General features: G+C 66.5%; 23 protein-coding genes and 1 pseudogene. 12 read left to right on the plus strand and 12 right to left on the minus strand.

Going from position 1 to position 23,408, the window contains the following annotated elements; genetic code table 11:
- Window positions 1–585: 585 nt before the first annotated feature.
- Window positions 586–1,779: a zinc metalloprotease gene (locus LDO15_RS10100; RefSeq protein WP_223986614.1), complete on the minus strand. Its 1,194-nt coding sequence runs from the start codon at window positions 1,777–1,779 to the stop codon at window positions 586–588.
- 410 nt (window positions 1,780–2,189) lie between these two features.
- Here LDO15_RS10100 and LDO15_RS10105 point away from each other — a divergent pair, with 410 nt between their 5' ends.
- On the plus strand, window positions 2,190–2,630 hold the full coding sequence (locus LDO15_RS10105) for a histidine phosphatase family protein (protein WP_223986617.1): 441 nt from the start codon (window positions 2,190–2,192) through the stop codon (window positions 2,628–2,630).
- Between the two features lie 15 nt (window positions 2,631–2,645).
- Here the strand turns inward: LDO15_RS10105 and LDO15_RS10110 are convergent, their stop codons facing one another.
- Complete coding sequence (locus LDO15_RS10110; RefSeq protein ID WP_223986619.1) at window positions 2,646–2,957, minus strand: protealysin inhibitor emfourin; 312 nt, start codon at window positions 2,955–2,957, stop codon at window positions 2,646–2,648.
- A complete protein-coding gene (locus LDO15_RS10115) occupies window positions 2,954–4,027 on the minus strand; it encodes a M4 family metallopeptidase (protein WP_223986621.1) in 1,074 nt (357 codons plus the stop codon). The genes LDO15_RS10110 and LDO15_RS10115 overlap by 4 nt, the downstream gene beginning before the upstream one ends.
- A 405-nt stretch (window positions 4,028–4,432) precedes the next feature.
- Here LDO15_RS10115 and LDO15_RS10120 point away from each other — a divergent pair, with 405 nt between their 5' ends.
- The 4 genes from LDO15_RS10120 to LDO15_RS10135 all read left to right on the plus strand — a co-directional run bounded on the left by LDO15_RS10120 (window position 4,433) and on the right by LDO15_RS10135 (window position 8,460).
- A complete protein-coding gene (locus LDO15_RS10120) occupies window positions 4,433–5,065 on the plus strand; it encodes a bacterial transcriptional activator domain-containing protein (RefSeq protein WP_223986624.1) in 633 nt (210 codons plus the stop codon).
- A 529-nt stretch (window positions 5,066–5,594) separates the two neighbouring features.
- A complete protein-coding gene (locus LDO15_RS10125; RefSeq protein ID WP_223986627.1) occupies window positions 5,595–6,680 on the plus strand; it encodes a DUF3616 domain-containing protein in 1,086 nt (361 codons plus the stop codon).
- Between the two features lie 106 nt (window positions 6,681–6,786).
- Window positions 6,787–8,061, plus strand: a complete 1,275-nt coding sequence (locus LDO15_RS10130) for an MFS transporter (RefSeq protein ID WP_223987254.1) — start codon at window positions 6,787–6,789, stop codon at window positions 8,059–8,061.
- Window positions 8,062–8,157: 96 nt separating this feature from the next.
- Window positions 8,158–8,460, plus strand: a complete 303-nt coding sequence (locus LDO15_RS10135) for a hypothetical protein (RefSeq protein ID WP_223986630.1) — start codon at window positions 8,158–8,160, stop codon at window positions 8,458–8,460.
- A 98-nt stretch (window positions 8,461–8,558) separates the two neighbouring features.
- Here LDO15_RS10135 and LDO15_RS10140 read toward each other — a convergent pair whose 3' ends face one another.
- The 3 genes from LDO15_RS10140 to LDO15_RS10150 form a co-directional block, all read right to left on the minus strand.
- Window positions 8,559–9,269: a dienelactone hydrolase family protein gene (locus LDO15_RS10140; RefSeq protein ID WP_223986633.1), complete on the minus strand. Its 711-nt coding sequence runs from the start codon at window positions 9,267–9,269 to the stop codon at window positions 8,559–8,561.
- Between the two features lie 219 nt (window positions 9,270–9,488).
- Window positions 9,489–9,632, minus strand: a complete 144-nt coding sequence (locus LDO15_RS10145; protein WP_263428360.1) for a zinc-binding dehydrogenase — start codon at window positions 9,630–9,632, stop codon at window positions 9,489–9,491.
- Window positions 9,633–9,923: 291 nt separating this feature from the next.
- Entirely contained in the window at window positions 9,924–10,070 is a 147-nt protein-coding gene (locus LDO15_RS10150; protein ID WP_223986637.1) for a hypothetical protein, read from the minus strand.
- Between LDO15_RS10150 and LDO15_RS10155 the strand changes: the two are divergent.
- A pseudogene (locus tag LDO15_RS10155) lies at window positions 10,054–10,320 on the plus strand (3-oxoadipyl-CoA thiolase); the annotation flags it as partial. The gene LDO15_RS10150 and the pseudogene LDO15_RS10155 sit on opposite strands and share 17 nt — an antisense overlap.
- 126 nt (window positions 10,321–10,446) lie before the next feature.
- On the opposite strand, the gene LDO15_RS10160 reads toward LDO15_RS10155, so the two are convergent.
- Window positions 10,447–12,135 carry an alkaline phosphatase D family protein gene (locus tag LDO15_RS10160; RefSeq protein WP_223986639.1) on the minus strand — a complete coding sequence of 563 codons (1,689 nt, stop codon included), beginning with the start codon at window positions 12,133–12,135 and terminating at the stop codon, window positions 10,447–10,449.
- Between the two features lie 181 nt (window positions 12,136–12,316).
- Window positions 12,317–13,087, minus strand: a complete 771-nt coding sequence (locus LDO15_RS10165) for a potassium channel family protein (RefSeq protein ID WP_223986641.1) — start codon at window positions 13,085–13,087, stop codon at window positions 12,317–12,319.
- Window positions 13,088–13,249: 162 nt separating this feature from the next.
- Here LDO15_RS10165 and LDO15_RS10170 point away from each other — a divergent pair, with 162 nt between their 5' ends.
- A complete protein-coding gene (locus LDO15_RS10170) occupies window positions 13,250–14,179 on the plus strand; it encodes an aquaporin (RefSeq protein ID WP_223986643.1) in 930 nt (309 codons plus the stop codon).
- Between the two features lie 41 nt (window positions 14,180–14,220).
- Window positions 14,221–15,423: an alanine racemase gene (locus tag LDO15_RS10175; RefSeq protein ID WP_223986645.1), complete on the plus strand. Its 1,203-nt coding sequence runs from the start codon at window positions 14,221–14,223 to the stop codon at window positions 15,421–15,423.
- 67 nt (window positions 15,424–15,490) lie between these two features.
- Here the strand turns inward: LDO15_RS10175 and LDO15_RS10180 are convergent, their stop codons facing one another.
- Window positions 15,491–15,775 (minus strand): hypothetical protein, encoded by a 285-nt coding sequence (locus LDO15_RS10180; RefSeq protein WP_223986647.1) that lies wholly within the window; start codon window positions 15,773–15,775, stop codon window positions 15,491–15,493.
- Window positions 15,776–16,505: 730 nt separating this feature from the next.
- Here LDO15_RS10180 and LDO15_RS10185 point away from each other — a divergent pair.
- Window positions 16,506–16,877, plus strand: coding sequence for a VOC family protein (locus LDO15_RS10185; protein WP_223986650.1), 372 nt, complete (start codon window positions 16,506–16,508; stop codon window positions 16,875–16,877).
- Between the two features lie 67 nt (window positions 16,878–16,944).
- Here the strand turns inward: LDO15_RS10185 and LDO15_RS10190 are convergent, their stop codons facing one another.
- From LDO15_RS10190 to LDO15_RS10200, 3 genes are all read right to left on the minus strand, one after another.
- A complete protein-coding gene (locus LDO15_RS10190) occupies window positions 16,945–17,133 on the minus strand; it encodes a hypothetical protein (protein ID WP_223986652.1) in 189 nt (62 codons plus the stop codon).
- 15 nt (window positions 17,134–17,148) lie between these two features.
- Window positions 17,149–17,829, minus strand: a complete 681-nt coding sequence (locus LDO15_RS10195) for an FMN-binding negative transcriptional regulator (protein WP_223986655.1) — start codon at window positions 17,827–17,829, stop codon at window positions 17,149–17,151.
- 124 nt (window positions 17,830–17,953) lie between these two features.
- Entirely contained in the window at window positions 17,954–18,994 is a 1,041-nt protein-coding gene (locus tag LDO15_RS10200) for a DMT family transporter (RefSeq protein WP_223986657.1), read from the minus strand.
- Between LDO15_RS10200 and LDO15_RS10205 the strand changes: the two genes are divergently transcribed.
- The 3 genes from LDO15_RS10205 (at window position 18,993) to LDO15_RS10220 (ending at window position 23,277) form a co-directional block, all read left to right on the plus strand.
- The gene (locus LDO15_RS10205; RefSeq protein WP_223986659.1) at window positions 18,993–20,408 is read left to right on the plus strand and encodes a PLP-dependent aminotransferase family protein; all 1,416 of its coding nucleotides are present in this window, start codon (window positions 18,993–18,995) and stop codon (window positions 20,406–20,408) included. The genes LDO15_RS10200 and LDO15_RS10205 overlap by 2 nt on opposite strands.
- 307 nt (window positions 20,409–20,715) lie before the next feature.
- Window positions 20,716–22,404, plus strand: coding sequence for an acyl-CoA dehydrogenase family protein (locus LDO15_RS10215; protein WP_276572946.1), 1,689 nt, complete (start codon window positions 20,716–20,718; stop codon window positions 22,402–22,404).
- A 75-nt stretch (window positions 22,405–22,479) separates the two neighbouring features.
- Window positions 22,480–23,277, plus strand: coding sequence for a class III extradiol ring-cleavage dioxygenase (locus tag LDO15_RS10220; protein ID WP_223986661.1), 798 nt, complete (start codon window positions 22,480–22,482; stop codon window positions 23,275–23,277).
- Window positions 23,278–23,408: the final 131 nt, after the last annotated feature.

The following is a 23,408-nucleotide window of genomic DNA, read 5'->3' on the forward strand; positions in this document are numbered from 1 at the left end:
CTCTATCGTCGTCCGTACACGTCCTCGTTCGGCGTCTGGGCATCCCGATTCCGCATCTCATCGTGAAACAAAACCCGCAACTATGAGGAGGCGCTGAAGGCACTCCGCCAAGCGGCCCGGCAATTGGCGGACGACACAATCGGCGCGTAGCCTGGCGGCTCGCGATCGCACATCCGCCTGCTCCACCGGGAGCTCTTCCCGGTCTGGCGTGCTTTTAGCGACCTGCGGCTAGTGTTCTTTCTCTACAACCAGTTTGTCGGGCGTCCACGACTGAATCCGGCGGTGGGAGGGCTGGCCCGCCGCCGTGGGGAGCGTGATTTGTGCCCGCCCGTTTCCAAGGTCCTCCCAGCGACCCGGGATCGCCTGCCCGCGGTCGTCCGGGCCGCTGCCATGCCAGACGCAGCTGCCGTCCTCTTGCAGCTCAATGGCGTCCCGCCAACGTGCCGGCCCGAAGGCATAGTGGCGGGGGCGGAATACCATTGTCGAGGCAGTGTCATCCTCGTGGGAGTGGAGCCAAATGCCAATAATCTCCGGCGGGGGGCCAGTCACTGCTGCACCCACCCGGTTAGTGTCGTCATCCTTCCATCATCCACCGCCGGGGTTGGCGGCGTCACTCTTTAGCACCGCGCGGATGCTGTCCAGGAGTGACTCGGCCCGCTGGTAGTCGCGGCGGAGTCGCTCGACTTCTTGGCGGAGCCGGAGTACCTCAGCGTCCCCCTCGCCAGGTGCAGGTGCAGGTGCAGGGGTAGGGGCCGGGGGAGCCAATGCCGCGGGAGTCGCCGGCGCGGGTGTGGGCTGGGCGGCAGCCGGTGCGAAGGCCGGCGCTGTCAGGAAGGAAGCCCGGGCACCCTCGAGACATGCGTCCATGCGCCTTGACTGGCCGTGAGTGAACATGAACATGGCTGCGTCATCGGTGTAGTCCATGTAGTTCATGAACATGTTGCCGTTGGGTCCGTTGTTGCAGCTGATTTGGGGGAACGACGGCTTGTTGAAGGTGGCGTCGGCCTGATTGGGCGTGTCGGCGACAAGGTCGCTTCCGCTGCACGAGCCGCGGTCGTCGCCCCAGATGTGCCGCAGGTCCAACCAGTGGCCGATCTCGTGCGTTGCGGTCCGACCGAGATCGAAAGGAGGCTGCGCCGTTCCACTCGTGCCGAAACAAAAGCTCGCGATGACAACGCCGTCGGTGGACGGAGGGCCGCCAGGGAATTGGGCGTATCCGAGGATCACCCGCCCGATCCCGTCCCTGAGTTCATTGCACACCCAGAGGTTGAGGTATTCGTCGCTTGGCCAGGGGTCTGCCCCGCCGGTCGCATTCGACTTGACGTCGTCCAGTTCAGTGGAGAAGAACGGCATTGTTGACGGGGTCCGGGTGATCCCGTCGGTTGGATTACCGTGCGGGTCCTGGGACGCGAGCTCGAACTGAATCCTGCAATCAGCCACCCGGTCCGTCCACACGGGAGGAACCTGCGACACATCGGGGTTGCTGGCCCGGAAATCCTTGTTCAGGGACTCGATCTGGCTTTGGATCTGCGCCTGGCTGATGTTCTGGGAAGGATCAGCTTGATTGTGCACCACGTGGACCACCACCGGAATGCTGACTACGCCGCTTCGCGCGATGCTGCGTGTCCGGTGCTCGTAGGCCAAGGCCCGGTTGTCAATCAGGGCGCGCCGTTCCTGGTAACTGATGCTCGTATTGAGAAGCCGGCGGTGCACTTCCATGGTCCCGCACAATTCACGGGTACGCGGATTCGTGAGGTTTAGCTGGTCCAACTCGGTCATCGTAAGGTCTCCTTCACCTGTTCGGTCGAGCAATGCGGCTGCCACTGTCCAGGAGCTGAGCAACGAACGGGGCGTTCATCCGCAGGAGCTCCGGCCACAAGCCCAAACCGCCGGCGCCCGGCACGGTGTCGAGGTGCGCGGTGACGAACGGTACCTCGTTGCATTCAACGTCGCTGGTCGGCCGACGTCCGTTGAAGAATCCTTGTCGGCCTTCTCGCGCTGAGTCTCCGTCATCAGGCGTTACTCGGGTGTTACCAGCCTCAAAGAGTTGCCCGGCCGGTCAGTGCAAGTAACGCCGCAATAACGCGGTAGGGCTAGAGTCGCAGTCTCTGGTGATGGCGGCTACCGGCCCTTCACATCGGGTCCTCGCCGTCGTTCACCACCGTGAGCTGCTGAAGACTGGAGGCGTCATGACTTCCCGGGAACGGGTGGAAGAGCCGGGGCCTGTTGTGGTCCTGATCCGGCACGCGGATGTAACGCCCGGTGGCGGCGCGGATCCTCCGCTGAATGCCGCCGGTACCGCCCGTGCGCAGCAACTGAGGCACGTGCTCGGCGACTGCGGGGTCACGGCAATCTTCGTGAGCTCGCTCCAGCGGACGCAGGCGACCGCGCAACCGCTGGCGGCAGCCCTCGGACTGCAGCCGATCATCCAGGACGACGCGGCGTCTATTGCGGCCGCGATCCGAAATCTGGCGAACTCCACGACGGCGCTGGTGGTCGGACACAGCAATACCGTGCCTGACGTGGTCGCACGCTTGGACGGCCCGGCGGTAACGCCCATCGCAGCCACCGAGTTCGACCGGCTCCTCGTCCTGGCAGGCCGCAGGCTTTGCACCCTCCGGTACGGGTAGGGAAACCGGGCGGGGCTACGGCTCTATGGATTCGACGCGCTCGGGCCGCCCGTCAACCCACGCGAGCAGTTGGCGGACGCCTTCGGGGAGGGACGCCTCGGAATATCGGCGGCTGTCTTGGCGTCCGGACTCCTCCCAGGAGACCTCGTAGAGCTGGTCATCCGGCCGCCGCACGGCAGCAGGAGGTTCCCCTGGCTCCCGCAGTCCGGACCGATTCATGTGTGCGGCAAACATCTCCGCATCAGGCGGCGGCAGGTCGCTCGCATCGAGTTCAGTCCGCGCGACAATGCCCGCGATGCCGCCGCCCCTGCGGATTGTCAGTTTCACGACAGAACGCCGACCTCCTCCCATGCCTTCCTGACGGCCTTCTGCTCGGTCTCGCCGAACGAGCCCGCGACGTCGACCGTGGCCTGCGCGGCCTCATCGAACTGGGTGCTGGGTCCCAGGCGCGTGGTCAGGGTTGTGTACCAAATCTTGCCGGCGACGTCCCAGGCGTGACCGCCCAGCGCTGTGGCCGCCAGATAGAACGCGTGGTTTGGGATTCCAGAGTTGATGTGCACGCCTCCGTTGTCGTTGCGCGGATCGTTATCGTCGGGCAGATCAACGTAGTTGTCCATGTGGCTTGGCTGCCGGTCTCCTGTGTATGCCGTGCCGGGTTGGCTCATTGAGCGTAGCGCTTTGCCCAGCGCGGGAACAAGGATCCCCTCGCCGATGAGCCAGTCCGCTTCGGCGGCCGACTGCTTCAGGCTGTACTGCTTGACGAGCGAACCAAACACGTCCGAAAAGTGTTCGTTGAGGGCGCCCGGCTGCTTGCTGTAGACAAGTCCCGCGGTGAATTCGGTGACGCCGTGGGTGAGCTCGTGGGCGATGACATCCAGGGACCGGGTCAGGCCGCCGACCTGGAAAATCCGGCCGCTGCCGTCGCCATAGACCATCTGCGCGCCGTCCCAGAACGCATTATCGAACGCCACCCCGTAGTGGACGGAGGATACGAGCTCCATGCCGGCTCCATCCAGGGAATTACGATGAAGGACATCGCGGTAGAACTCGTATGTTGCCGCGCTGCCGTCGTAGGCCTGGTTTACCGCTTCATCTGCGGTGGGTGGTTCTGTCCATCCGCGGGCCCGGACACCGGGGAGGAACGACCTGCCCTTCTTCTGGTTGTCGTAGACAGTTTGACGGCGTTCTGTCCTGATGCCCAAGCTGGCCATACGTCCGCCGTCCAGGCTGAACTGTCGTGCGAACCGGCCCATCACGGCCCGTTGTGAGCGGATTGCCGCTGATGTGGCCAGTGCACGTACTGCGGCTTCGCGCTGTTTGGGCTTACCCTCGATGGCAAGCCGGCCCAGCAGGTCGGGAGGGGCAATTTGGCAACAGGTCCTGGGAGTTCGGGTCATGATGTTCCTTCCATGGAGTTCAGGATTGAGAATCTGCGAAACACCTTTTGTGAGTGGCGAAGGGCATGGAGTCCGACGTCGGTGCGCCGGACTCGGCGCGGCGGTTCAGGCTGGTGAACTTCCCCAGCCGTGAGGGGATCGGTCGACCGCAGGTTAATTCCCCAGCCGTTACTGCAGCGTTACTCCCACGTTGTGCGGGTGCCCGCACTCACGCCGTGTCGCTTCACAAAACCGGCACAATCGGCGGGCCATTGACAGGCCCAGCCGAAATGCGGATCCTCTTGGCTAGAACTGTTCCAGCTCGCAGTCACGCTGGATTTGGGGGTGCCAATGGGAAGCGGCGACTTTTGCCATTTTCAGCTGAGCCTTTTCCAATCGTGGAAACTCCGCAGTGACTCGTGCATCATGCATGTTGCGGCGCGTCAGCAGCGGCTCATTACCGCCCTGGCCATCCACGGTCCCCGCCCGCGAAGCTACCTGGTCGGGCTCCTGTGGCCGGAGAGTCGCGAGAGCCGGGCCATGGAGAGCCTGCGCGTGAGCATGCACCTGGTCTCCCGACAAGCCCCGGGCCTGCTGGTCAACGGGGGCGCCGAGCTTTCGCTTAGCGATTTGGTCGACGTCGACCTGTACCGGGTCCGGTCCTGCGTTCGAGAGCTAAGCCAAACCGGGCTCAACCGGAACCCCGCGTCGTCCCTGAACCTGTTACGCGATGCCGAACTGCTCCCGGGCTGGTACGACGACTGGGTGCTCTTTGAACAGAGCAGATTGCGGCAGGACCGGCTCCACGCGTTCCACATCATTGCCCGCGAGTCGCTGGCGCGCTGCGACTTTGAGCTGGCCCTGGAAGCATCGGAGGCAGCACTGGAACTTGAACCGCTCTACGAAAGTGCAGTTGGACTTCTCATTCAGGCTCAAAGGCATCAGGGCAACAATGCTGCCGCGCTTCGGGCCTTCGAAAAGTATCGAGCGAAACTGAACGAGGACATGGGCCTTGTACCGTCGGAGGGCATTCGGCGCCTCGTCGCCGACGTTCTATAAGCGCAGCCGGTAATTGGCGCTGCCCGTAAGAGGAGCGGCCCGGCCAGGCGGAATTGGCCAGGTTGCTAAACATCAGGCAGGTTGTCTAGCCAACGGTTCACCACCGCAATGACTTCTTCCCGGTCTTGAGCAAAACTAATCGTGCGCTCGTCACTGTTCGATGATCCCGCAATGATCCGGGCACGGAAGGGGACGGGACTTTCCGTGTCCCTCCAGACTCGGATGACCAAGGTTGCCTGGCTGGGCGGACCACCGTTCCCGCCCTCGGAGCCCCCCGACGTTACCTTGTCTGCCACTATCAGCTCCTCTCGATCCAACCATAAAGTGGCTCCTTTGATCTGGCTCGCCAACTGTGGCAGCTTGGTTCCGCGCAGTCTCTCAGACAAATCTCGAGATTTCCTGCATCAGCTCAACCCGGCCCCGGGGCAGTGGCCCCGACTGCCCGCCGGGTGGATGATGAGGGTGACGAGATGAAGCACTGAGGCTTGGACGCGGGGCGGCTCCCCGCTGGTTGGGAGGGTGAACCACGATGCGCGGATGGCCGCGGCCGGACGAACCGTCCGGCCAAATCACGCTCGTACTGGATCAGCGCAGCACCCTGGACCCAGGGGATGACCTCCGCGATGGACTTTCCGCGATCGCTCGCCAGGGCCCCCACCTCTGGGTCGCCAATGACGAGACGACAAGTGTCGAACGGCTCACGCTTGAGGATGGGGACCGCGCCCGGGCCCATCGTAGTTTCGATCTCACCAATGTCCTTGAACTGCCCGGGGACACGGGTGAGCTGGACATCGAAGGCCTCGATATCGAAGCTGACACGCTCTGGCTGCTCGGATCGCACAGCTCGGCCCGCAAACAGGTGAAGGACAAGTCCACGCCCGCAGAGGCGCAGAGATCCCTGGCGACGGTGGAGGTCAGCCAGCGTCGGCGGGTGCTGGCCCGAGTCCCGACTGCGGTTCTCCTGGATCCGGGCGGCCGGACCAGGCAGCAGCAGCCCGCCGCTGTGCTTGGCCTCGGTCGCAGCGAGGATCTGGTGGAGCTTCTGTCCGATGACCCGCACCTTGGCGTTTACATACAGGCCTCGAAGACCGGGGTGCACCCGATCCCGGGCAAGGAAAACGGCATTGACTGCGAGGGCCTCGCCGTAGCAGGCCGCCGCGTGTTCATCGGCCTGCGCGGGCCGGTGCTGCGCGGCTGGGCGATGATTATTGAACTCACCGTGGGCGACGGGCCCGGCATCGAGCCACAGCCGATCGGTCCGGGGAACCGGCGCTACCGCAAACACTTTCTCCACCTCGATGGCTTGGGCGTGCGGGATCTCTGCCGTCACGGAGATGACCTGCTCGTTTTGGCAGGACCCACCATGGAGCTCGACGGGCGCACGCCCGTCTTTCGCTGGCGCAACGCGCTGACGTCGCAAGCCGAGGCCGTCCTGCGCAAAGACGACTTGCCTTGCGAATTCGACGCACCGTTCGGAAGAGGCGACGACCACGCCGAGGGGATCACCGTACTCGACGACGGCCGGTCGGCCCTGGTCTTGTACGGCACACCGGCCGGACAACGCAAGACCGGACGCCACGAGATCACAGCCGATGTCTTCCATTTGAGCCCGTAGGGACTGCGGCCGGGCGGCGGATTGCCGGATCATCTGGCGCGCACCGGCGCGGCGGGACGAGAATGGGCTCGTGCTTCCCCTTCGCCCCGGCGGGGGCGGCGAGGCGATGAACGCCGCCGCCCGCAAGATTCAGCGCATCTATCTGACGTTGACGCTGGGCAATACCCTTGCGGCGTCGTTCATCTGGGGGATCAACACCCTCTTCCTGCTCGATGCCGGACTCAGCAACTTTGAGGCGTTTGCCGCGAACGCCTTCTTCACGGCCGGAATGGTGCTCTTCGAGGTGCCCACCGGCGTCGTCGCCGACTCGTGGGGGCGCCGCGTCTCGTTCCTGCTCGGCACCGTGACCTTGGCAGGATCGACCTACCTCTACTACCTGCTCTGGCAGTTTTCCGCCCCGTTCTGGTCGTGGGCCGTGGTGTCGGTCCTGCTCGGCCTGGGGTTCACCTTCTTCTCTGGTGCGGTCGAGGCCTGGCTGATCGACGCGCTGCGCTTCTCGGGGTATGAAGGCGGGATGGAGACGGTGCTGGGGCGGGGCCAGATGGTCTCCGGCGTCGCGATGCTCGCCGGCTCGGTGGCCGGCGGCGTGATCGCGCAGGCCACCAACCTGGGCGTGCCGTTCCTGCTGCGCGTGGGCGTGCTGTTAGCCATGTTTGCGGTGGCCTTCGGGCTCATGCGCGACGTCGGATTCACCCCCGAACGCTCGACCCATCCTCTTCAGGCGACACGGGCAGTCCTGTCTGCCTCAATCGAGAACGGCTTGAAGAACCCACCCGTGCGTTACGTGATGCTGGCCGCGCCGTTCAGCGCCGGCGTCGGGATCTATGTGTTTTACGCCCTGCAGCCGTACCTGCTGGAGCTGTTCGGGGATCCGCACGCGTATTCCGTCGCCGGCCTCGCGGCGGCCATCGTGGCCGGAGCGCAGGTGCTCGGCGGCTGGATAGCGCCCCGCGTCAGGCGCCTCGTCCGCAAGCGCACGACGGTGTTGATTCTGAGCAGCATCACGGGCGCAATAATCCTGGTGGTGCTCGGGTTCACGCAGGTGTTCTGGGTGGCTCTGGTGCTCTTGGCGCTCTGGGCCGTGATCTCCTCGGCGGGCATCCCGGTGCGTCAGGCGTACTTGAACGACATGATCGCCTCCAAGCAAAGGGCAACAGTGCTCAGCTTCGATTCCCTCATGGGATCAAGCGGTGGCGTGGTGGTGCAGCCCATGCTCGGCCGGGCAGCCGATGTGTACGGCTACCCGGCCTCGCTGGCAATCGGCGGCGCAATCGAACTCTTCGCTGTGCCCTTCCTGCTGGCGAGCCGCCGTCAGCACCACCGGGCCGATCAGGCCAACGCTCCGACCCAAGGGACGAACACCGGACCCCAGACGGCCTAGACGCGAACCGGAAAATCGTTTCCGCCGGGCGCCTTACTTGCCGAGGCCTTCCGGGCCTACAGTTGGGCGTGTAGAACCGTCGACAGGAGAGCCTCAGTGATTACTCTGCAAATCGAACACCAGGTCCGGGACTTCGACATGTGGAGGAGGGCTTTCGACAGTGATCCTCTGAACCGTGCCGCGTCCGGCGTGAAGTCGTACCGGATCTCGCGTCCGCTTGGCCAGCAAGACTACGTGATGCTGGAGATGGACTTCGAAACGCAGGAGGCCGCCGTGGACTTCCTGGGCCGGTTGCAGAACGACACGTGGAAAACCGGTGTGACGGCGCCGGCGCTGGTCGGTGAGCCATCGACCAGAATCATCGAAACGGTCTCCATCGAGAATGTGACCGCCCCCTGAGTCCTCAGCACTGTGGGGCCGGTGCCTTACCGGGCCCGGAGACCATGCCTGAAGCGTCTTGAGCGAGAAGTTCGCTGGCTACTTTCGGGCAGCGCCAGTCACCCCCCGTTGTTAACGGTGTCCCCATTTGCAGCTGGACGGGCAGGGAATGAGAACCGCTCTTGGATCCAGGCCCCGAGTTCTCCGAGCGTTTCACCGCTCATGTGATGCCCTCCGGGGTCGCGGCGGGCATGGGTGACGGCAGCAGAATGCGTCAGCAGGTATTGCCATGTGCGGTCCAGCAGCTCTGCCGGAATTACCCTGTCCTGGTCGCCGTGCGCGACGAAAACCGGAAGGCCGGCCAGCCGCGCCGGCGTGACCGGTACCCCGGCCTCGAACGGCAAGGTCCCGTACAGAATGGCGGCTCCGGAAAATCGTTCCGGATCTTGAAGTATCAGGCCGCCCGCGAATGCTGCTCCGCCGCTGAAGCCGACGAGCACCACCGGCCTGCCGGCCGGGGCCGTGGCATCGAGCCAAATACGGAACCAGGCCACGGAATCAGCCAGCGACTCTGCGACCGGGCGGCCGATGCCCCGGTTGGCGAACCATGCATAGCCGCCGCCCTCGGCAATGGGCGCCCGAACAGCGGCGTAGGCAGGGCCGGGCGGCAGCTGGCCGGCGAGGGTAATGATCTCGCGCTCGCTCGAGCCGCGGCCGTGCAGCAGCACCACCAGTGGCGCTGCCGGGTCGGGTGACCCGGCGGTCGCCACCACGGGTGAACCGGTCTGGGATGGGCCGTCCGCGATTTCGGGCGTCTCGGGGATTCGCATGGCTGCTCCTGAGGGTAGTGGCAAATTTATTGAAGTTTCAACTATCATGCAGGAGTGCGTATTTGCCGTCAACTATTGCGGGCGCCATGTGGCCGCTGCCGATGCGATCCGCCCGGCGTCACGACGAGGCCGGACACCAAGGCTTCGCTGCTGTTGATGGTGACAACTTCATACCCGTCGGGCCCTCGCCTGCATGCCCGAGCGGCTCTCGCCGGGGCTTTAGGTGGCGACGACGAGTTTGCCGCTGGAGCGGCTTTCCTCCATGTCGGTGTGGGCCTGGACGATGTCATTCAGGGTGTAGACCTTGCCGATGGGCACGGTTGCGGTGCCGTCACTGACGGCCTGCAGGAATCCCTGCAGCACGCTGCCGGGATGGCGCCTATGACGGACCAGGGCAGCGCTGCGTCGAACGGTATGAAGTGCCGGGCCGGCACGCACGTGTACTCGGCGTAGCCGCCGTCGAACACGCGGCCCATGCCGCCCATTAGGGTGGTCGCCTTCTGTCCGGCGCGGAATTCACCGCCGGGGCGTCCGCCACTTCTCCGGCGGCTTCGATCCCGGGCTGCCCAGCACAATGGCCCGCATGGTGCCGCCGCTCACGGCCTTCCGGTAGTTCAGCGTCTGGGAGTTCGGTGCCTGGCGACCGTTTCGTGGCTACTCGCGTGCGGAACCAGAGCCCAGGAGTGCCCGCGCCTGGAGGATCGCCTGTTCGACGTCGCCGTTGAGCTCTTCGGCGGGCAGTGCACCGACTTCGCCGCGGAGCAGTCCAACGTCCTTGAGTAGGGACGAGGTGGGCGCCATCGAACTGAACGAGGCGTTCGCCGCGCAGTCCCTGGCCTGCATCAACGCCTGGGGCATCGATGCGTCCATCGTGAACCGGCACGGCGGCGCGATCGCGATGGGCCATCCGCTCGGCGCGTCGGGCGGGCGCATCCTGGCCCGGTCCCTGCAGGCCTCCGGGCAGCGCTGGGGCGTCGCGGCGATCTGCATCGGCGTCGGCCAGGGTCTCGCCGTCGTCCTCGAAAACGTCACTACCGCCGCATCGGCATAACCAGCCGGCCTAACCAGCCGGCATAACCCGGCAGGGACTGCGTGGATCCGGGCACATTCCCGCCGCTGGGCAGACGTCGGGATGCGGGGCCGTGCAGGCGGTTGTTGTCATGGCGGCCCCGCAATCCTATGCGGGCCGGGCTCCGGTGGCGGCGCTCCGCGGAGCCACAGTGAGGGCAGCGACGCGTTCCAGCCTGGGATGCAGGTTGTCGCCGTCGTCCAGGACGCCCGTCTGCCACCACAGCTTCAGCCCCTCCGGCGCCACCTCCAGATAGGCCAGGTTGTTCTGGAACCACGGCCCGTCGATGCCGGACCAGTGAAACGGCGGGTCCGGGACCTTCGCCGAGCGTGCCACAAGGGCGCCAACCGGCGTGGCCAGTCCGTAAGACATGATCGCCGCGAAGGACCTCATCAGCCGCGGCAGCGGGTTGCGGATGGGGGAGCAGACCGCCTGCACGACCCGGCTGCCCGACGTGCGCTCCACCTCCGCAACGTAGGAGTAATGCACGTCCCCGGAGAGGAAGGTGATTGTCTCCGGTGCCTGGCCGCGTTTGCCGTCGGCGACATCAGTCACCATTGACGCCACCTCGCGGAAGCTGTTCTGGAACGCGGCCCAGTGTTCAAGGTCCAAAGCCTGACGTAGCTTTTCGCCGGCCCGGGCGGCAAGTTTCCCCCAGGCGCCTTGGGACACTGCCTCGTTCCAGGACTCGACGTAGTGCAGGCCCATCGGCAGCAGGTAGGGCAGCGACGTGGCGACCAGCAGGTGGCGGAAACCGCCGCGCATCCGGCCGTCGAACCAGGCCATTTCCGCCTTGTCCACGAGGGCTCGATCGTCCGGCGTCAGGTCCCGGGCTGCCCGGGAATCCACCACAATCAGCCGGGTGTCGCCAAAATCCCGGCAGTAGCTCCACCGGTACGATCCCGGGTCCTGGTCGGCCCGCTCCGCGAAACTGTCCAGTGCCGCGCTCACATCGATCTCATCCTCGCCCGCGTGAGCGGCGATCAGCTGCCAGATGGCGTCCTCGGCCCGCTCCTGCGGTGACATATTCCCCAGATGCTGATAGACCCAGTACGAGGCCAGCCCCGCGACAATCCGCCCATGCCACCAGGAAGTCGCTTCCATTTTCCTCTTCCAGCTGAGTGAGGTGTTCCAGTCGTCGCGGATGTCGTGGTCATCGAAGATCATGGCGCTGGGCAGGGTGGACAGCAGCCACCTGTTCGCGGGGTCTGACCAGGCCAGATAGTACAGGTGAGCGTATTCCTCGTAGTCCTTGAGCTCCTGGCCAGGTGGTGCCTTGATGTCCCGTCGGGCGCGGATGAACTCCTGCATCTGCTTGCTGGTCAGGTCGGCGTACACCTGGTCCCCGAGGAAGGCGACCAGATCCGGCCACGGCAGGTCACCGCCGCCGGAGGAGGCCATCTGCAGGGCGTAGGCGCGCAGCGAGTCGACGCCGTGGGTCCGGTTGCCGGACGCATCGTGCGGGACACTGGTCCGGCAGGAGCCGTAGGCCATCCGCAGCGGCTTCCCGGGCTTCAGCGTCGCGATCATGGACGGCGGGAACCCGGACTCCGGATCGGGCCAGACCCGCGTTCCGTTGACGTCGACGGCGTACGGCATGACCGTTGCCGGCTCCAGCCCGTGCAACTCCACCAACGCGTAGTGGTGACCATGAACTGCAAACGTACTGGCTGCCCAGTCCCTGCCGCCGGCACGGATCGAGACGCGGGCAGCGAACCGGGTCTCCACCCAGACACTCGCCGATTTCTCATCCACGTACCGCATCATGGGGCCGAGCACCAGGGGAGAGGTTGTCATGCCTCAGTTGTACCGGCTTGGGCTGGATGCGGCCATGCTCTGGCGGAAAGATGCGGCGGACCGGGTCCGAGGTCGCCAGCGCGGCTGACCGAACTGTCCTGGCCGAGTTTTGTGGGCAGCGCCCCTGATGTCGCGCTTCACGGGATGGGCGGTTCCCGTCCGTCGGCATAGGGACCTGCCGCTACCCGGCGTCCTTGTGAGGCATGTCTTCGGCAGGGCTGCTGGTGGATTCGCCCGCGTCCCGGGCTAGCCGGTCATGGAGCCGGTTGATCTGGGCGGTGAGGCGGGCGAGCTCCTCCCGGCTGGCGGCGTCGTCCGCGTTCGTGCGCGCACTGGTTGCGGCGGTCACACTCTCAACCAGCCAGGAGGACACCGCCGCGGTGACCATGCTGAGCACGGCAAACCCGCCGACCATCAATGCCGCCGCGGCCCAGCGGCCGGGAATGGTGACGGGGTAGAAGTCGCCATAACCGATCGTGGTGATCGTGACAATCGCCCACCATAAGGAGTCGCCCATCGTCGTGATATTCGCGTTCGGAGCGCCCTTTTCGAAACTGAGGACGCTCAGGGCGACGGTATAGATCAGCAGCATGGCGGAGACAATGACGTAGGCCATGACGCGCGCCCTGATGGCAGTGCCGGGGGCCCTTTCCATGACCCGACGCAGGGTGAAGGGACGCAGGAGCCGCAAGGGCCGCGCGACCGGAAGCGCCACCATGAGCAGGTCCAGCGGGTGGCGGACGAACCATCGGCCCCGATGGGGTGCCAGGAGCAGTTTCACGATGTAGTCGACGCCGAAGGCAATCCACGTCGTGACCATGACAAGAGTCAGGGCGGAGGCGTAGGGGTCCGGGGGATCGGCTATGACCTGGATGGAGTAGGCCGCCAGGAAAACAAAAGCCGCGCCGACGAGGGGCCACTCCGAATACTTTTGCCATGTTTCTTGCGTCATGGCTGAATCGTAGGACTTTGCCCTCGTGATGTCCGCACGAATTTGCTGGCGCTTTTCGGGGCTCCGGAGGCGGCGGTCGGGCCGGCACGACGCCGGGCCGTCAGCGAGCCACCGGCGCACCGCTGACAAGCGGGCCCGGCAGCGGTACATTGGGGCTCTCAAGTGCCGGCCGGCTTGGGTCAACAAGTTGGCAAGGTACGGGTCCAGAACCGGCGGAGGCGACGTGCCATGGCGGAAAATCAGGGCAAAAGCGGTACCGGACGGGCGGGGGCGCGTGAGGACCAGGCGCGCAATCACAATCTCGCCAGCGAACTTGGAGTAGTCGAGCAAAATATCCTGTTGCGGATTCAGAATTTTGATGATCCCCGCCAGGAATGGCGGCGGCTGTTCTCGGAGCTCTATGGCACATTTCTGCTGGTCATCGTCGCGGCCGGGGGAGGCATGATGAGCCAGGCCTTCCCCGGTGTCATCAGCCGCACGGCGGCCGTGGTGGCCCCCGGCTTGATGGTGATGGGGATCATTCTGTTTATGGGCAAGATTTCCGGCGCGCACCTGAACCCGGCCGTCAGCATCGCGTTCGCGCTCCGCGGCGACTTTCCCTGGCGCCGGGTCCCCGGCTACATCGTCGTTCAGCTCATCGGGGCGACCCTTGCCTGCCTGCTGCTCCAGGCCGTGATCGGCGTATCCGCCACCTATGGTTCGAACTATCCGGCGGCAGGCTATTCCGCCGGCGCCGCGTTCTGGATGGAGGCGCTGCTGACGCTGGCGCTGGTCAGTGTCATCCTGGGAACCGCGTCCGGGGCGCAAAATGTCGGGCTGCTCGGCGCTTTTGCCGTGGGCGCGTACATTGCCGTGGCGGGCCTGTGGGGCAGTCCCATTTCCGGCACATCAATGAATCCGGCGCGAACGTTCGGGCCCGATCTTGCCGGCGGCAATTTCAGCGACTACTGGGTCTATGTCGCCGGTCCGCTGGCCGGTGCGGTGGCCGCCGTCGGTATAGCCTTTATCCTGCGGGGCGCGGGCGGCGGCACATCGGGGTCCGGAGCCGCGCAGGGCGACCTCTTCACGGAGGCCGCCAGGAAACAAGACTGAGCCCGCATCGGAACGGGAAGCATAGGGGATAGGGGATCCGTGTGGGCAGGCTGAACAGGAGCCAGGGCGGCGCAGACGTGGCCGGGCCGGCGCAGACCTTCAAGGGCCCGGCGTACCCGCAACTGCGGCTCAACAACGCTGCCCTCGAAAACAACATCCGGGTCATGGCGGAGTGGTGCCGCGGGCGGGGCGTGGAGCTCGCCCCGCATGTCAAGACGACCATGTCGGCACCGATCACCGAGAGGCAGGTGGCTGCCGGCGCGGTCGGCGTCACCGTCGCCACCGTGGATCAAGTCGCCGCGGTACTGGAGTGGGGCCATGGCCGCGTTCTCGTCGCCAACGAGATCGTCGACAGGCCCGGACTTACGCGTGTCCGCGCGTGGCTGGAGGACGACCCCGAACGGGAACTCCGTTGTTTCGTCGATTCGGCAGCCGGGGTCGAGGCGGCGGCGCAAATATTCGACGGCGCGGCAGTCCCTCTCGAAGTGCTGATCGACGTCGGAACACCCGGCGGGCGCACAGGCGTGCGCAGCCTTCACGACGGTCTGCTCCTGGCGGAGATGGTCCGTGCCGCGCCGGGGCTGAGACTGGTCGGCGTCGCCGGATACGAAGGCGTCGTGCCGAACAGCAGGGCCGAGGACACGGTCGCTGCCGTTGACCGGCACTGCAGGCTGGTGCGGGACGTCTATCTGCAGGCGGCGACGTACTTTGAGACCGCCGCGCCGGTCTATTCCATGGGCGGGTCCGCGTTCCCGGACCGCGTTGTTGAGTTCCTTCCCGACCCCCGCCAGGTGCCTGGAACCAGGATTGTTCTGCGGTCCGGCTGCTATGTCACCCACGATCACGGAACATACGCCGCCGTCAGCCCCGTTGCGGGACTCATCCCGGCCATTTCCGTTCGCGCCGTCGTACTGTCCACCCCCGAGGAGGGGATGGCCGTCGTCGGTGCCGGCAAACGCGATCTTCCGTACGACGCCGGACTGCCCACCTTCCTGACGGCCCGGACGGCAGATGGTGCCCCAAAGGACGGTGCCGCCGCCGTGGTCCGGAATCTCTTCGACCATCACGCAGTCCTCACCGGGGTAACCAGACTGGAGGTCACCGATACCGTGGATTTCGGGCTGTCCCATCCCTGCTCCGCCTTTGACCGCTGGCCCGACTACGTCCTCACCGACGGAGACGGACACGAGATCGACGTGTGGCAAACGGACTTCCGCCGGTCCTCCCTGAGAGTTCCTTCCTGATCGGCCTGACGAGCGGCGGGGTTCGCGACCTGGACTGTGACTAACTCGCCGTGCAACCGGCGCCCTCTCATTCCTTGAGTTGATTTGTCAGCACTTCGAATTCCTCGACGCCGAGGATCTGCAGGTGCTGCTCAGCGCTGGTCTCGGTGCGGATCTTCGTTGCAGCCTCCTCACTGCCGGCCAGGGCAGCCGCATCCTCCCACAGCGTGATCGACAGTGACTTATTGTCCTTCCCCAACAGGTAATAAATGCCCAAGCACCCCGGAAGCTGGAGCACCCGGCTGACCGTGTCCTCTGATGGTGCTCCTGAACTGTCCGGGCCGGGCTGATATGTGCTGACGCGAGCGAACATGTCCATCCTCCTCATCCAGATCCGACGACTGGAGTGCCTGCCGATCTTGCCCCAGACCCGGGGACCTGACCTTCACAACGGGCGGCCCTGGTCGCCGTCGGCCCGCTCTCCTCCCACCAGTAAGGACCTGTGAGCGCGGATGCACAAGGCCGGAACGGGCTGCCAGCCGGGACGGGCAACGTGAGTCTCTCCGGCCGGGCTCGGCGGCGGCGGCCGGCGTCACCCACGCACTGTCGCCCATGCGGTGCAGACGGCGGCCGTCGTCAGAGGATATCGGCGGCGGATTCCGTTGCGGTAAAGCACTCATGATGCGGAGAAGTTCCGGCGCTACGGGCATAACCGTAGCGCCGGACGTTGGACGCATCGGGAACCGGAAAACGCAGGGAAAACGCAGGAAAACGCCGCGAAATCGGCCGTGTCGGAGGCACCGGCTGCGTTTCGCATGGACTCCAGAGGCGACGGAGCCGGTCGCGATAGCCCTTCGATAGCGATACCACTTTCTGCCGTTTTACCTTGCCGGCCGCCTTCTTCTCACGGTCGCTCAGACGGCGGCCGCCCGGTTGCCCGCAGGGCCCGATGACCCTGTCTCGTTGCCGGTGAACGGTGGGACGATCCGTGGGTATAAGTACTAGGACCCCGTTGCCGTTCTCGGTTCCTGGCTGCCGGTTCCCGGCGTCGGGCGCACTCGGCCGGTGATGTCAACCTGCGAGGTCCACCTAGGAGGTATCTGATGATCACTGCCACGATGGTTGTAGCCACGATTCCGGTCACGGACCTGGAGCGGGCGAAAGCGTTCTACGGCGAAACCCTCGGCCTGACATTCTTGTGGGAAACCCCCGTCGGCGTGCGGTACCGCTGCGGAACTGCCAGCGAAATCTCCGTTTTCAAGCGCCCGCCCGTCGAGACGGAGCACACCCTCGCTCACTTCGAAGTGGGGAACATCGAGGCCGTGGTCCAAGACCTGGGCGCTAGGGGCGTCGAATTCCTGGACTATGCCGAAGGCCCCCTCACGACGACGGGCCACATAGCCCAGCTCGGCCCCGCGAGGGCTGCGTGGTTCCGTGATCCGGACGGCAACATCCTGGGGCTGCGCCAGGGCTAGAAAGCGAACCCCCGCCGCGCCCCGGGCCGTGGGGCCAGGGCTGGCGGCAGGGGCTCATCGCGCTGGGTCAGTAGCCGGTGCTGCGTCCGCGGATGAGGCCGTCCGCGGTGCCGCAGAGCCCTACCCGGGTGCCGCCGGCGGTGCTCATCGCCTGCGCGGCCGCCCAGAATCGGTCGCCGGATGCCTTGACTCCTAGGCGCGTGGCAATGGCCCGTGCCATCAGCTCCACAGCATGCAGCGCAGGTGTTCCGCGCACCGTGAGGGCCGGTTCCTAGCTCAGCTCGGAGGACCCGGCCGGGTCGCCGGAGTGCGGGCGCCGTGCCTGCTCGCGGGCCTCGCGTGCCGCCTCGACGTCGGCGGCGCTCTCCATGTGCCCGCGCGACCGCAGCCCGGCCACGACGCCGTCAATATCGGCGTCGGGCCGGTTCTGGCTGAGTTTGTGTTTCGCCTCGATCCGGGTGATGAGAAGCTCGACGCCGACGATCGCGCGCAGCTGGCCGGCAATGTAGCGCCAGGGGGCATCGTCGACCGTCCAGGGCCGCTCCGAACCGGCTTCGTTGTGATCGCTCAGCCGTCGGACATGGCTGGCGAGCCAGACCGGATCGTCATGGATGACCAGGTTGCCGTAGACGTGGGCGGTGGAGTAGTTCCACGTGGGTACGACCCGCCCGTGCTCTGCCTTGGACGCGTACCACGACGGTGTGATGTAGGCGTCGGCCCCCTGGATGATGAAGAGCGATTCGCCGAGGGCGGGTTCGGACCATTGGGGGTTGTTGCGGGCGAGGTGACCGTGCAGCGCACCCAGCTCGCCGGCCGCCGGGTCATAGACAAAGGGCAGCAGTGTGGCAAGGATGCCGTTCGCCGTGGCGGTGATCAGGTTGGCCGCAGCCGGCCGGGTCAGCAAGTGCCGGACCGAATCGGGGCTGACGGCGAAATGTGCGGGGATATACACGGAGATCTTTCCTTCGGGTGGCGGATCGGACGCGGACCGGATGAGTTGTAAGGAGGAGCGGGTACGGGTACGGGTTGCGGATGCGGGCTGCCGGCGGAGAGGCCGGGGGAAGAAGGTGGCCGTATCAGCGGGACTGCTTCGCCGTGGCCAGGTCCTTCGCTTCCGCCTCCTGCCCTGCGCTGGACGGCACTGCTTCGCTGAAAGGCACTGTTTCGCTGAAAGGCACTGTTGCGCTGGACGGCCTGATGGGGCCGGGGCGGGAGCGGACGGCCAGGCCGGCACAGAAAACGACCACGGCGCCGCCGAGGATGGTGGTCCACGTCAGGGTTTCGCCCAGGAGGAGCCCGGCCCAGCAGATGCTCAGCACGGGCTGGACCAGTTGGACCTGGCTGACCTGCGCCATGGGGCCGATGGCCAGCCCGTGGTACCAGGCGAAGAAGCCAAGAAACATGCTCACGACCCCAAGGTACGCGAAAGCGGCCCACTGCACAGGGGTAGCCGACGGCGGCTGCCCGGCCACGGAGACTGCCGCCATGCACACCATGAGAGGTGAGACCAGGACGAGCGCCCAGGAGACGGTCTGCCAGGCGCCGAGTTCGCGGGCGAGTTTGCCGCCTTCGGCGTAACCGATCGCCGCGGACGCAACCGCACCGAAGAGCAGCAGGTCCGACAGGTGCAGTTGTCCGAGGCCCCCGGACTGCGCGGACGCGAATCCGATTGCCGCGACGGCGCCGACGCCGGTGATGACCCAGAACATGACGGGCGGGCGCTCGTGGCCACGCAGCACCGCCATCGTCGCGGTCGCCGCGGGGAGTAGCGCGATAACGACGGCGCCATGGCTGGCGGGCACGGAGGCGAGGGCGAACGAGGTCAGGAGGGGGAAGCCGACCACCACCCCGCCGGCGACGACGGCAACGCGCGCCCATTGGGCGCCCCGGGGCCGGCGCGGCCGGGTCAAAGCGAGGGCACACGCGGCGAGGACCGCCGCGACGACGGCCCGGCCTGATCCGATGAACAGCGGCGACAGGCCCCCAACCGCCACCCGGGTGAACGGAACCGTGAAGGAAAACGCGGCGACGCCGAGCAGGCCCCACCACAGTCCGGTGACCGGCCGGGACGGTAACGGTTGGTCAAGATGATGAGTAGCGCTACTATTGACTTTCATGTCCAACGATAGCACTTCGATAATCGCGGCCCGGCTCCGGGAATGGATTGCGGGTGCCGCGCCCGGGGCCCGGCTGCCGTCGACGCGGTCCCTGGTTGCCGAATACCAGGCCAGCCCCGTGACCGTGCAGAAAGTGCTCCGCACGCTCGCCGCGCAGGGCCTGATCGAGAGCCGTCCCGGCGTCGGAACCTTCGTGCGGGCCGTCCGGATAGCCCGTCCCGCGGACTACGGCTGGCAGACCGCCGCGCTGGGAACGCCTCGTGCTCCGCTCCGGTCCGTCTCCACGGCGATGCGGAGTGCACCGAACGATGCCATTGCTTTCCACTCCGGCTATCCGGACCGCGAACTCCTGCCCGAGCGCCTGGTCCGGGCGGCACTGACGCGCGCAGCCCGGGCAGATGCGGCCTTGTCCCGTCCGCCCGCCGCGGGCCTGCCCGAACTGCAGTCCTGGTTCGCGCACGAACTCCGGGCCTCCACTCCGGCCGGCGTCATCCCGCCCACGCCCAGCGACGTCATCGTGCTTCCCGGCAGCCAGAGCGGACTCAGCTCAGTGTTCCGGGCGCTGGTTGGCAGCGGGCAGCCGTTGCTGGTGGAGTCCCCGACGTACTGGGGAGCCATCCTGGCCGCGGCGCAGGCCGGTGTCCGGGTTGTTCCCGTGCCAAGTGGTCCCGAGGGTCCGGATCCGGAGGAGTTGGCGCGCGCCTTTGACGAGACCGGCGCGCGGCTGTTCTATGCGCAGCCGAACTATGCCAATCCCACCGGCGCGCAGTGGTCGGCCCGTGCGGGCGAGCAGGTCCTGGACGTTGTGCGGGCGCACGGCGCGTTCCTTCTCGAGGACGACTGGGCGCACGATTTCGGCATCACCACCGATGCAGTGCCCGTTGCAAGCCGGGACGATTCCGGCCATGTCGTCTACCTGCGCTCGCTGACGAAGAGTGTGTCCCCGGCTATCCGCATTGCCGCGGTGATCGCCCGCGGACCGGCGCGTGAGCGTATTCTGGCCGACCGCAGTGCCGAGTCGATGTACGTCAGTGGCGTTCTGCAGGCGGCCGCCCTCGACGTCGTGACGCAGCCGGCGTGGCAGACCCACCTTCGCGGGCTCCGCCACCAGCTCCAGTCCCGCCGGGACCTGCTGGTCGGCAGCCTGCGGGAACATGCCCCGCTGGCCCACGTTGAGCATATGCCCAGGGGCGGGCTGAACCTTTGGGCGCGCCTGCCTGACGGGACCGACGTCGACCAGCTTGTCCGTGACTGCGAGGCGGCGGGGGTCATCATCGCCGCCGGAACCGAGTGGTTCCCGGCCGAACCGGCCGGCCCGTTCATCCGGCTCAACTACGCCGGACCCAACCCGGGCGCCTTCCGTGAAGGTGCGCGGATCCTCGGCCGGGTGCTTGAGCGCATGACAGGCCGGTAGGGCGAACCGGCGGGGGAGCGCCCGCCGGTGTTATCCGGCGTCGCGGGGCACGAACATGAAGACGGCGGCCCCGGGCAGGCAGGTCACCGACCCTGGAGTGTCCCACTGGTCCGGCCGGAAGCCGTCGAAGAAGCCGTCACACGGAGTCACCCCTTGCATCCCCGGCCGTTCGGGCGATAACTTTAATCTTCAAGTAAAGTTTCAAGTAAAGTTTCGCGGGAGAGCCGCGGAACGTGACGCCGCCTGGCCGGTCACATCCGCTCTGGCCAGGCGTCTGAGCCCAGTGCCGAATACCTGAGGACCCGAGATGACCCTTGCGTCAGAGACCATTTTTCAGGCGTCTGCCGTACCTGCGGCCGCCGTGCGCACCCGTGTTTCGGTGCCGCTGCGCTTTCCGGACGGCTTCACCGCCGAGGCTGAAGTGATGACCTTCAGCGGGCTCGCCGACGGAAAGGAGCACCTGCTACTGGCCCTCGGCGAGTGGGAGCAGGCCTTGCTGGATGCGGCGCCAGGCGGCATAGGGCCGGATGGTGCGGGGCCGCTGGTGCGGCTGCACAGCGAGTGCCTGACCGGGGATGTGTTCGGGAGCCAGCGGTGTGACTGCGGCCCGCAGCTGCGGGAGGCCGTGGAGCGCATCGCCGCAGCAGGCGGATTCCTGCTCTACCTCCGCCAGGAGGGCCGCGGGATCGGACTGTACAGCAAGCTCGATGCCTATGCGCTGCAGGACCACACCGCCCACACGCTCGCGCTGCCGCCCGACGTCGGACCCGGCCGCAGTGAGGCGAAAATCAGCGTCGGCTACGAGCCTGCGGCGCGGGCCGATGCTGTGGCATCGGTTGTCCCGGCCCATGAGGATATGCTCGCCCGGGCCCAGGGGCTCGTTCCGGCCCTGCGGGAGCGGGCCGAGGAAACGGAGCGCCTTCGCCGCATTCCGGAGTCCACCATGGCGGAGCTGCAGTCGGCCGAAATCTTTCACCTGCTGTCTCCGACGGCGGTCGGCGGATTTGGCATGGGGCTGGAGACCTATGGCGAAGTGGTCCGCCGGCTTGCCCGGGGCTGCGCCTCCACCGCCTGGAGCGCCGGCCATCTGATCGAGCATGTCTGGATGCTGGCGCGCTGGCCCCGGGAGGCGCAGGATGAAGTCTTCGCGAGCGGGCCGGCCCCTTTGGCGGCCGCAACCGGCGCGCCGGCGGGTGTGGCCGAGAAAGTTCCTGGCGGCTACTCTATCTCGGGCCGGTGGACTTTTGCGTCCGGGGTGATGCATTCCGAGTGGGCGCTGCTGGCAGCGCAGCACGGCGCGGTGCGCCTGCAGTGCCTGGTGCCGCTGGCCGAGGTCGAGGTGCTCGACGTGTGGCAGACGGCCGGACTGCGGGGGACCGGGAGCAATGACATCCTGGCGGAGGGCCTGTTCGTCCCGGAGCATCGGGCGCTGGACTGGGAACTCCTGGCCGCGGAAGAGAATCCGGGCAGCGAGCTCCACTTGGACCCACTGATTCATACCCCCATGGGTGCGCTGCTGAATATGGTGGCTCCTGCCGCCGCCCTTGGATCCGCCGAGTACGCCGTCGAACTCTTCGGCGAGCTGATGATGGTGCGGAAGGTCAAACATACGGCGGAAGCCAGGCAGGCGGATTCACCGCTCGCGCAGGTCCGTTATGCGCAGGCTTACGGGCTGGTCGGCACGGCCCGGCTGCACTGGCAGGAAGCGGTTGGGGTGGTCTCTGCCTCGCACGCGCGCCGGCCGGCAGCGATGACCGACCGGGAGCGCAGCCAGTACCGTCTGTCCCTCGCATTGAGCGGGGAGGCGTCGGCCGCGGCGGTCCGGGTGGTCATGGCGGGATCCGGCGGGAGCGTGCACCGCTTAGCGCATCCACTGCAGCGGATCCAGCGCGACGTCAACGTCCTGATGAACCACGCGGCCCTGGCCGGGGACCCGATTCTTGAGCAGGCCGGCCGCGGCCTCCTGGGCCTCGGGTTCACTGTGCCGTCGTTCTGACAGCCGGGCGACGCCGCTGGCAGGGCGGCAGGCAAGAAGCTTGAAGCTTCAACAAAAACAGGATAGGATGATGCCATGACTCAGACCACTGACCGGCCGCCGGTCCTCTTCCTCAGCCACGGTGCCCCGCCGCTGGCCGACGACTCCACGTGGACCCGCGAACTCAACGCCTGGTCCGGCACGTTCGGCAAGCCCAAGGACATCCTCATGGTCTCCGCCCACTGGGAGAACGCCCCGGTGACGCTCAGCGCCACCGGTCGCGATCCCGGCCTGGTCTACGACTTCTGGGGCTTCCCCCAGAAGTACTATGAGGTGGCCTATGACGCCCCGCAGGCACCGGAGCTCGCTGCCGAAGTGGAGAAACTCGTCGCCGCCCACGGCCACCATGTGGAGCGCGACGAAAGCCGCGGCCTGGACCACGGCGCCTACGTTCCGCTGAAGGAGATGTACCCCGCGGCGGACGTGCCGGTGGTGCAGATGTCCATGCCGACGCTTGACCCGCAGGGGTTGTTCGAACTCGGGATGTCGCTGGGGCCGCTGCGCGACCGGGGAACTCTGATCGTCGGTTCGGGATTCACCACTCACAACCTGCGCTGGTTCAATCCCGCCGGCGGACCGGACACCACGCCGCCGGCGGCCTCCAGCGAATTCGACCACTGGGCCGAGGAAGCGATGGCCCGCGGCGACGTCGACGCCATCCTCGATTTCCTGAACAAAGCACCGGCCGCCCGAGAGGCGCACCCCCGGAGCGAGCACTGGGCCCCGCTCTATGTGGCCCTCGGGGCGGCATACGGCTCGGGGGACATCCAGGCCAAGACGGCGATCGACGGTTTCTGGTTCGGGCTGTCCAAGCGCTCCTGGACCCTGACCTAACCACGCGACCGCCGGGGTAGGGTCAGCCGGCCGAATGCCGGCGCCGCACGGCATTAACGTCGCACAACGTAACACCGGAATGCCCCGGACCGGGGACCGGTTGTGCACCGCGGGCCGGTTCGCCGGCCCGC

It is taken from the genome of Arthrobacter sp. NicSoilB8 (genome assembly GCF_019977355.1).
Lineage (GTDB): Bacteria > Actinomycetota > Actinomycetes > Actinomycetales > Micrococcaceae > Arthrobacter.

Bases quoted from the DNA above. Each gene is read 5' to 3' on its own strand.
- LDO15_RS10100 (WP_223986614.1), bottom strand. From the start codon at position 1,779: ATGACCGAGTTGGACCAGCTAAACCTCACGAATCCGCGTACCCGTGAA.
- LDO15_RS10105 (WP_223986617.1), top strand. From the start codon at position 2,190: ATGACTTCCCGGGAACGGGTGGAAGAGCCGGGGCCTGTTGTGGTCCTG.
- LDO15_RS10115 (WP_223986621.1), bottom strand. From the start codon at position 4,027: ATGACCCGAACTCCCAGGACCTGTTGCCAAATTGCCCCTCCCGACCTG.
- LDO15_RS10120 (WP_223986624.1), top strand. From the start codon at position 4,433: ATGCATGTTGCGGCGCGTCAGCAGCGGCTCATTACCGCCCTGGCCATC.
- LDO15_RS10125 (WP_223986627.1), top strand. From the start codon at position 5,595: ATGCGCGGATGGCCGCGGCCGGACGAACCGTCCGGCCAAATCACGCTC.
- LDO15_RS10130 (WP_223987254.1), top strand. From the start codon at position 6,787: ATGAACGCCGCCGCCCGCAAGATTCAGCGCATCTATCTGACGTTGACG.
- LDO15_RS10140 (WP_223986633.1), bottom strand. From the start codon at position 9,269: ATGCGAATCCCCGAGACGCCCGAAATCGCGGACGGCCCATCCCAGACC.
- LDO15_RS10150 (WP_223986637.1), bottom strand. From the start codon at position 10,070: ATGGCGCCCACCTCGTCCCTACTCAAGGACGTTGGACTGCTCCGCGGC.
- LDO15_RS10160 (WP_223986639.1), bottom strand. From the start codon at position 12,135: ATGACAACCTCTCCCCTGGTGCTCGGCCCCATGATGCGGTACGTGGAT.
- LDO15_RS10165 (WP_223986641.1), bottom strand. From the start codon at position 13,087: ATGACGCAAGAAACATGGCAAAAGTATTCGGAGTGGCCCCTCGTCGGC.
- LDO15_RS10180 (WP_223986647.1), bottom strand. From the start codon at position 15,775: ATGTTCGCTCGCGTCAGCACATATCAGCCCGGCCCGGACAGTTCAGGA.
- LDO15_RS10185 (WP_223986650.1), top strand. From the start codon at position 16,506: ATGATCACTGCCACGATGGTTGTAGCCACGATTCCGGTCACGGACCTG.
- LDO15_RS10205 (WP_223986659.1), top strand. From the start codon at position 18,993: ATGTCCAACGATAGCACTTCGATAATCGCGGCCCGGCTCCGGGAATGG.
- LDO15_RS10200 (WP_223986657.1), bottom strand. From the start codon at position 18,994: ATGAAAGTCAATAGTAGCGCTACTCATCATCTTGACCAACCGTTACCG.
- LDO15_RS10215 (WP_276572946.1), top strand. From the start codon at position 20,716: ATGACCCTTGCGTCAGAGACCATTTTTCAGGCGTCTGCCGTACCTGCG.
- LDO15_RS10220 (WP_223986661.1), top strand. From the start codon at position 22,480: ATGACTCAGACCACTGACCGGCCGCCGGTCCTCTTCCTCAGCCACGGT.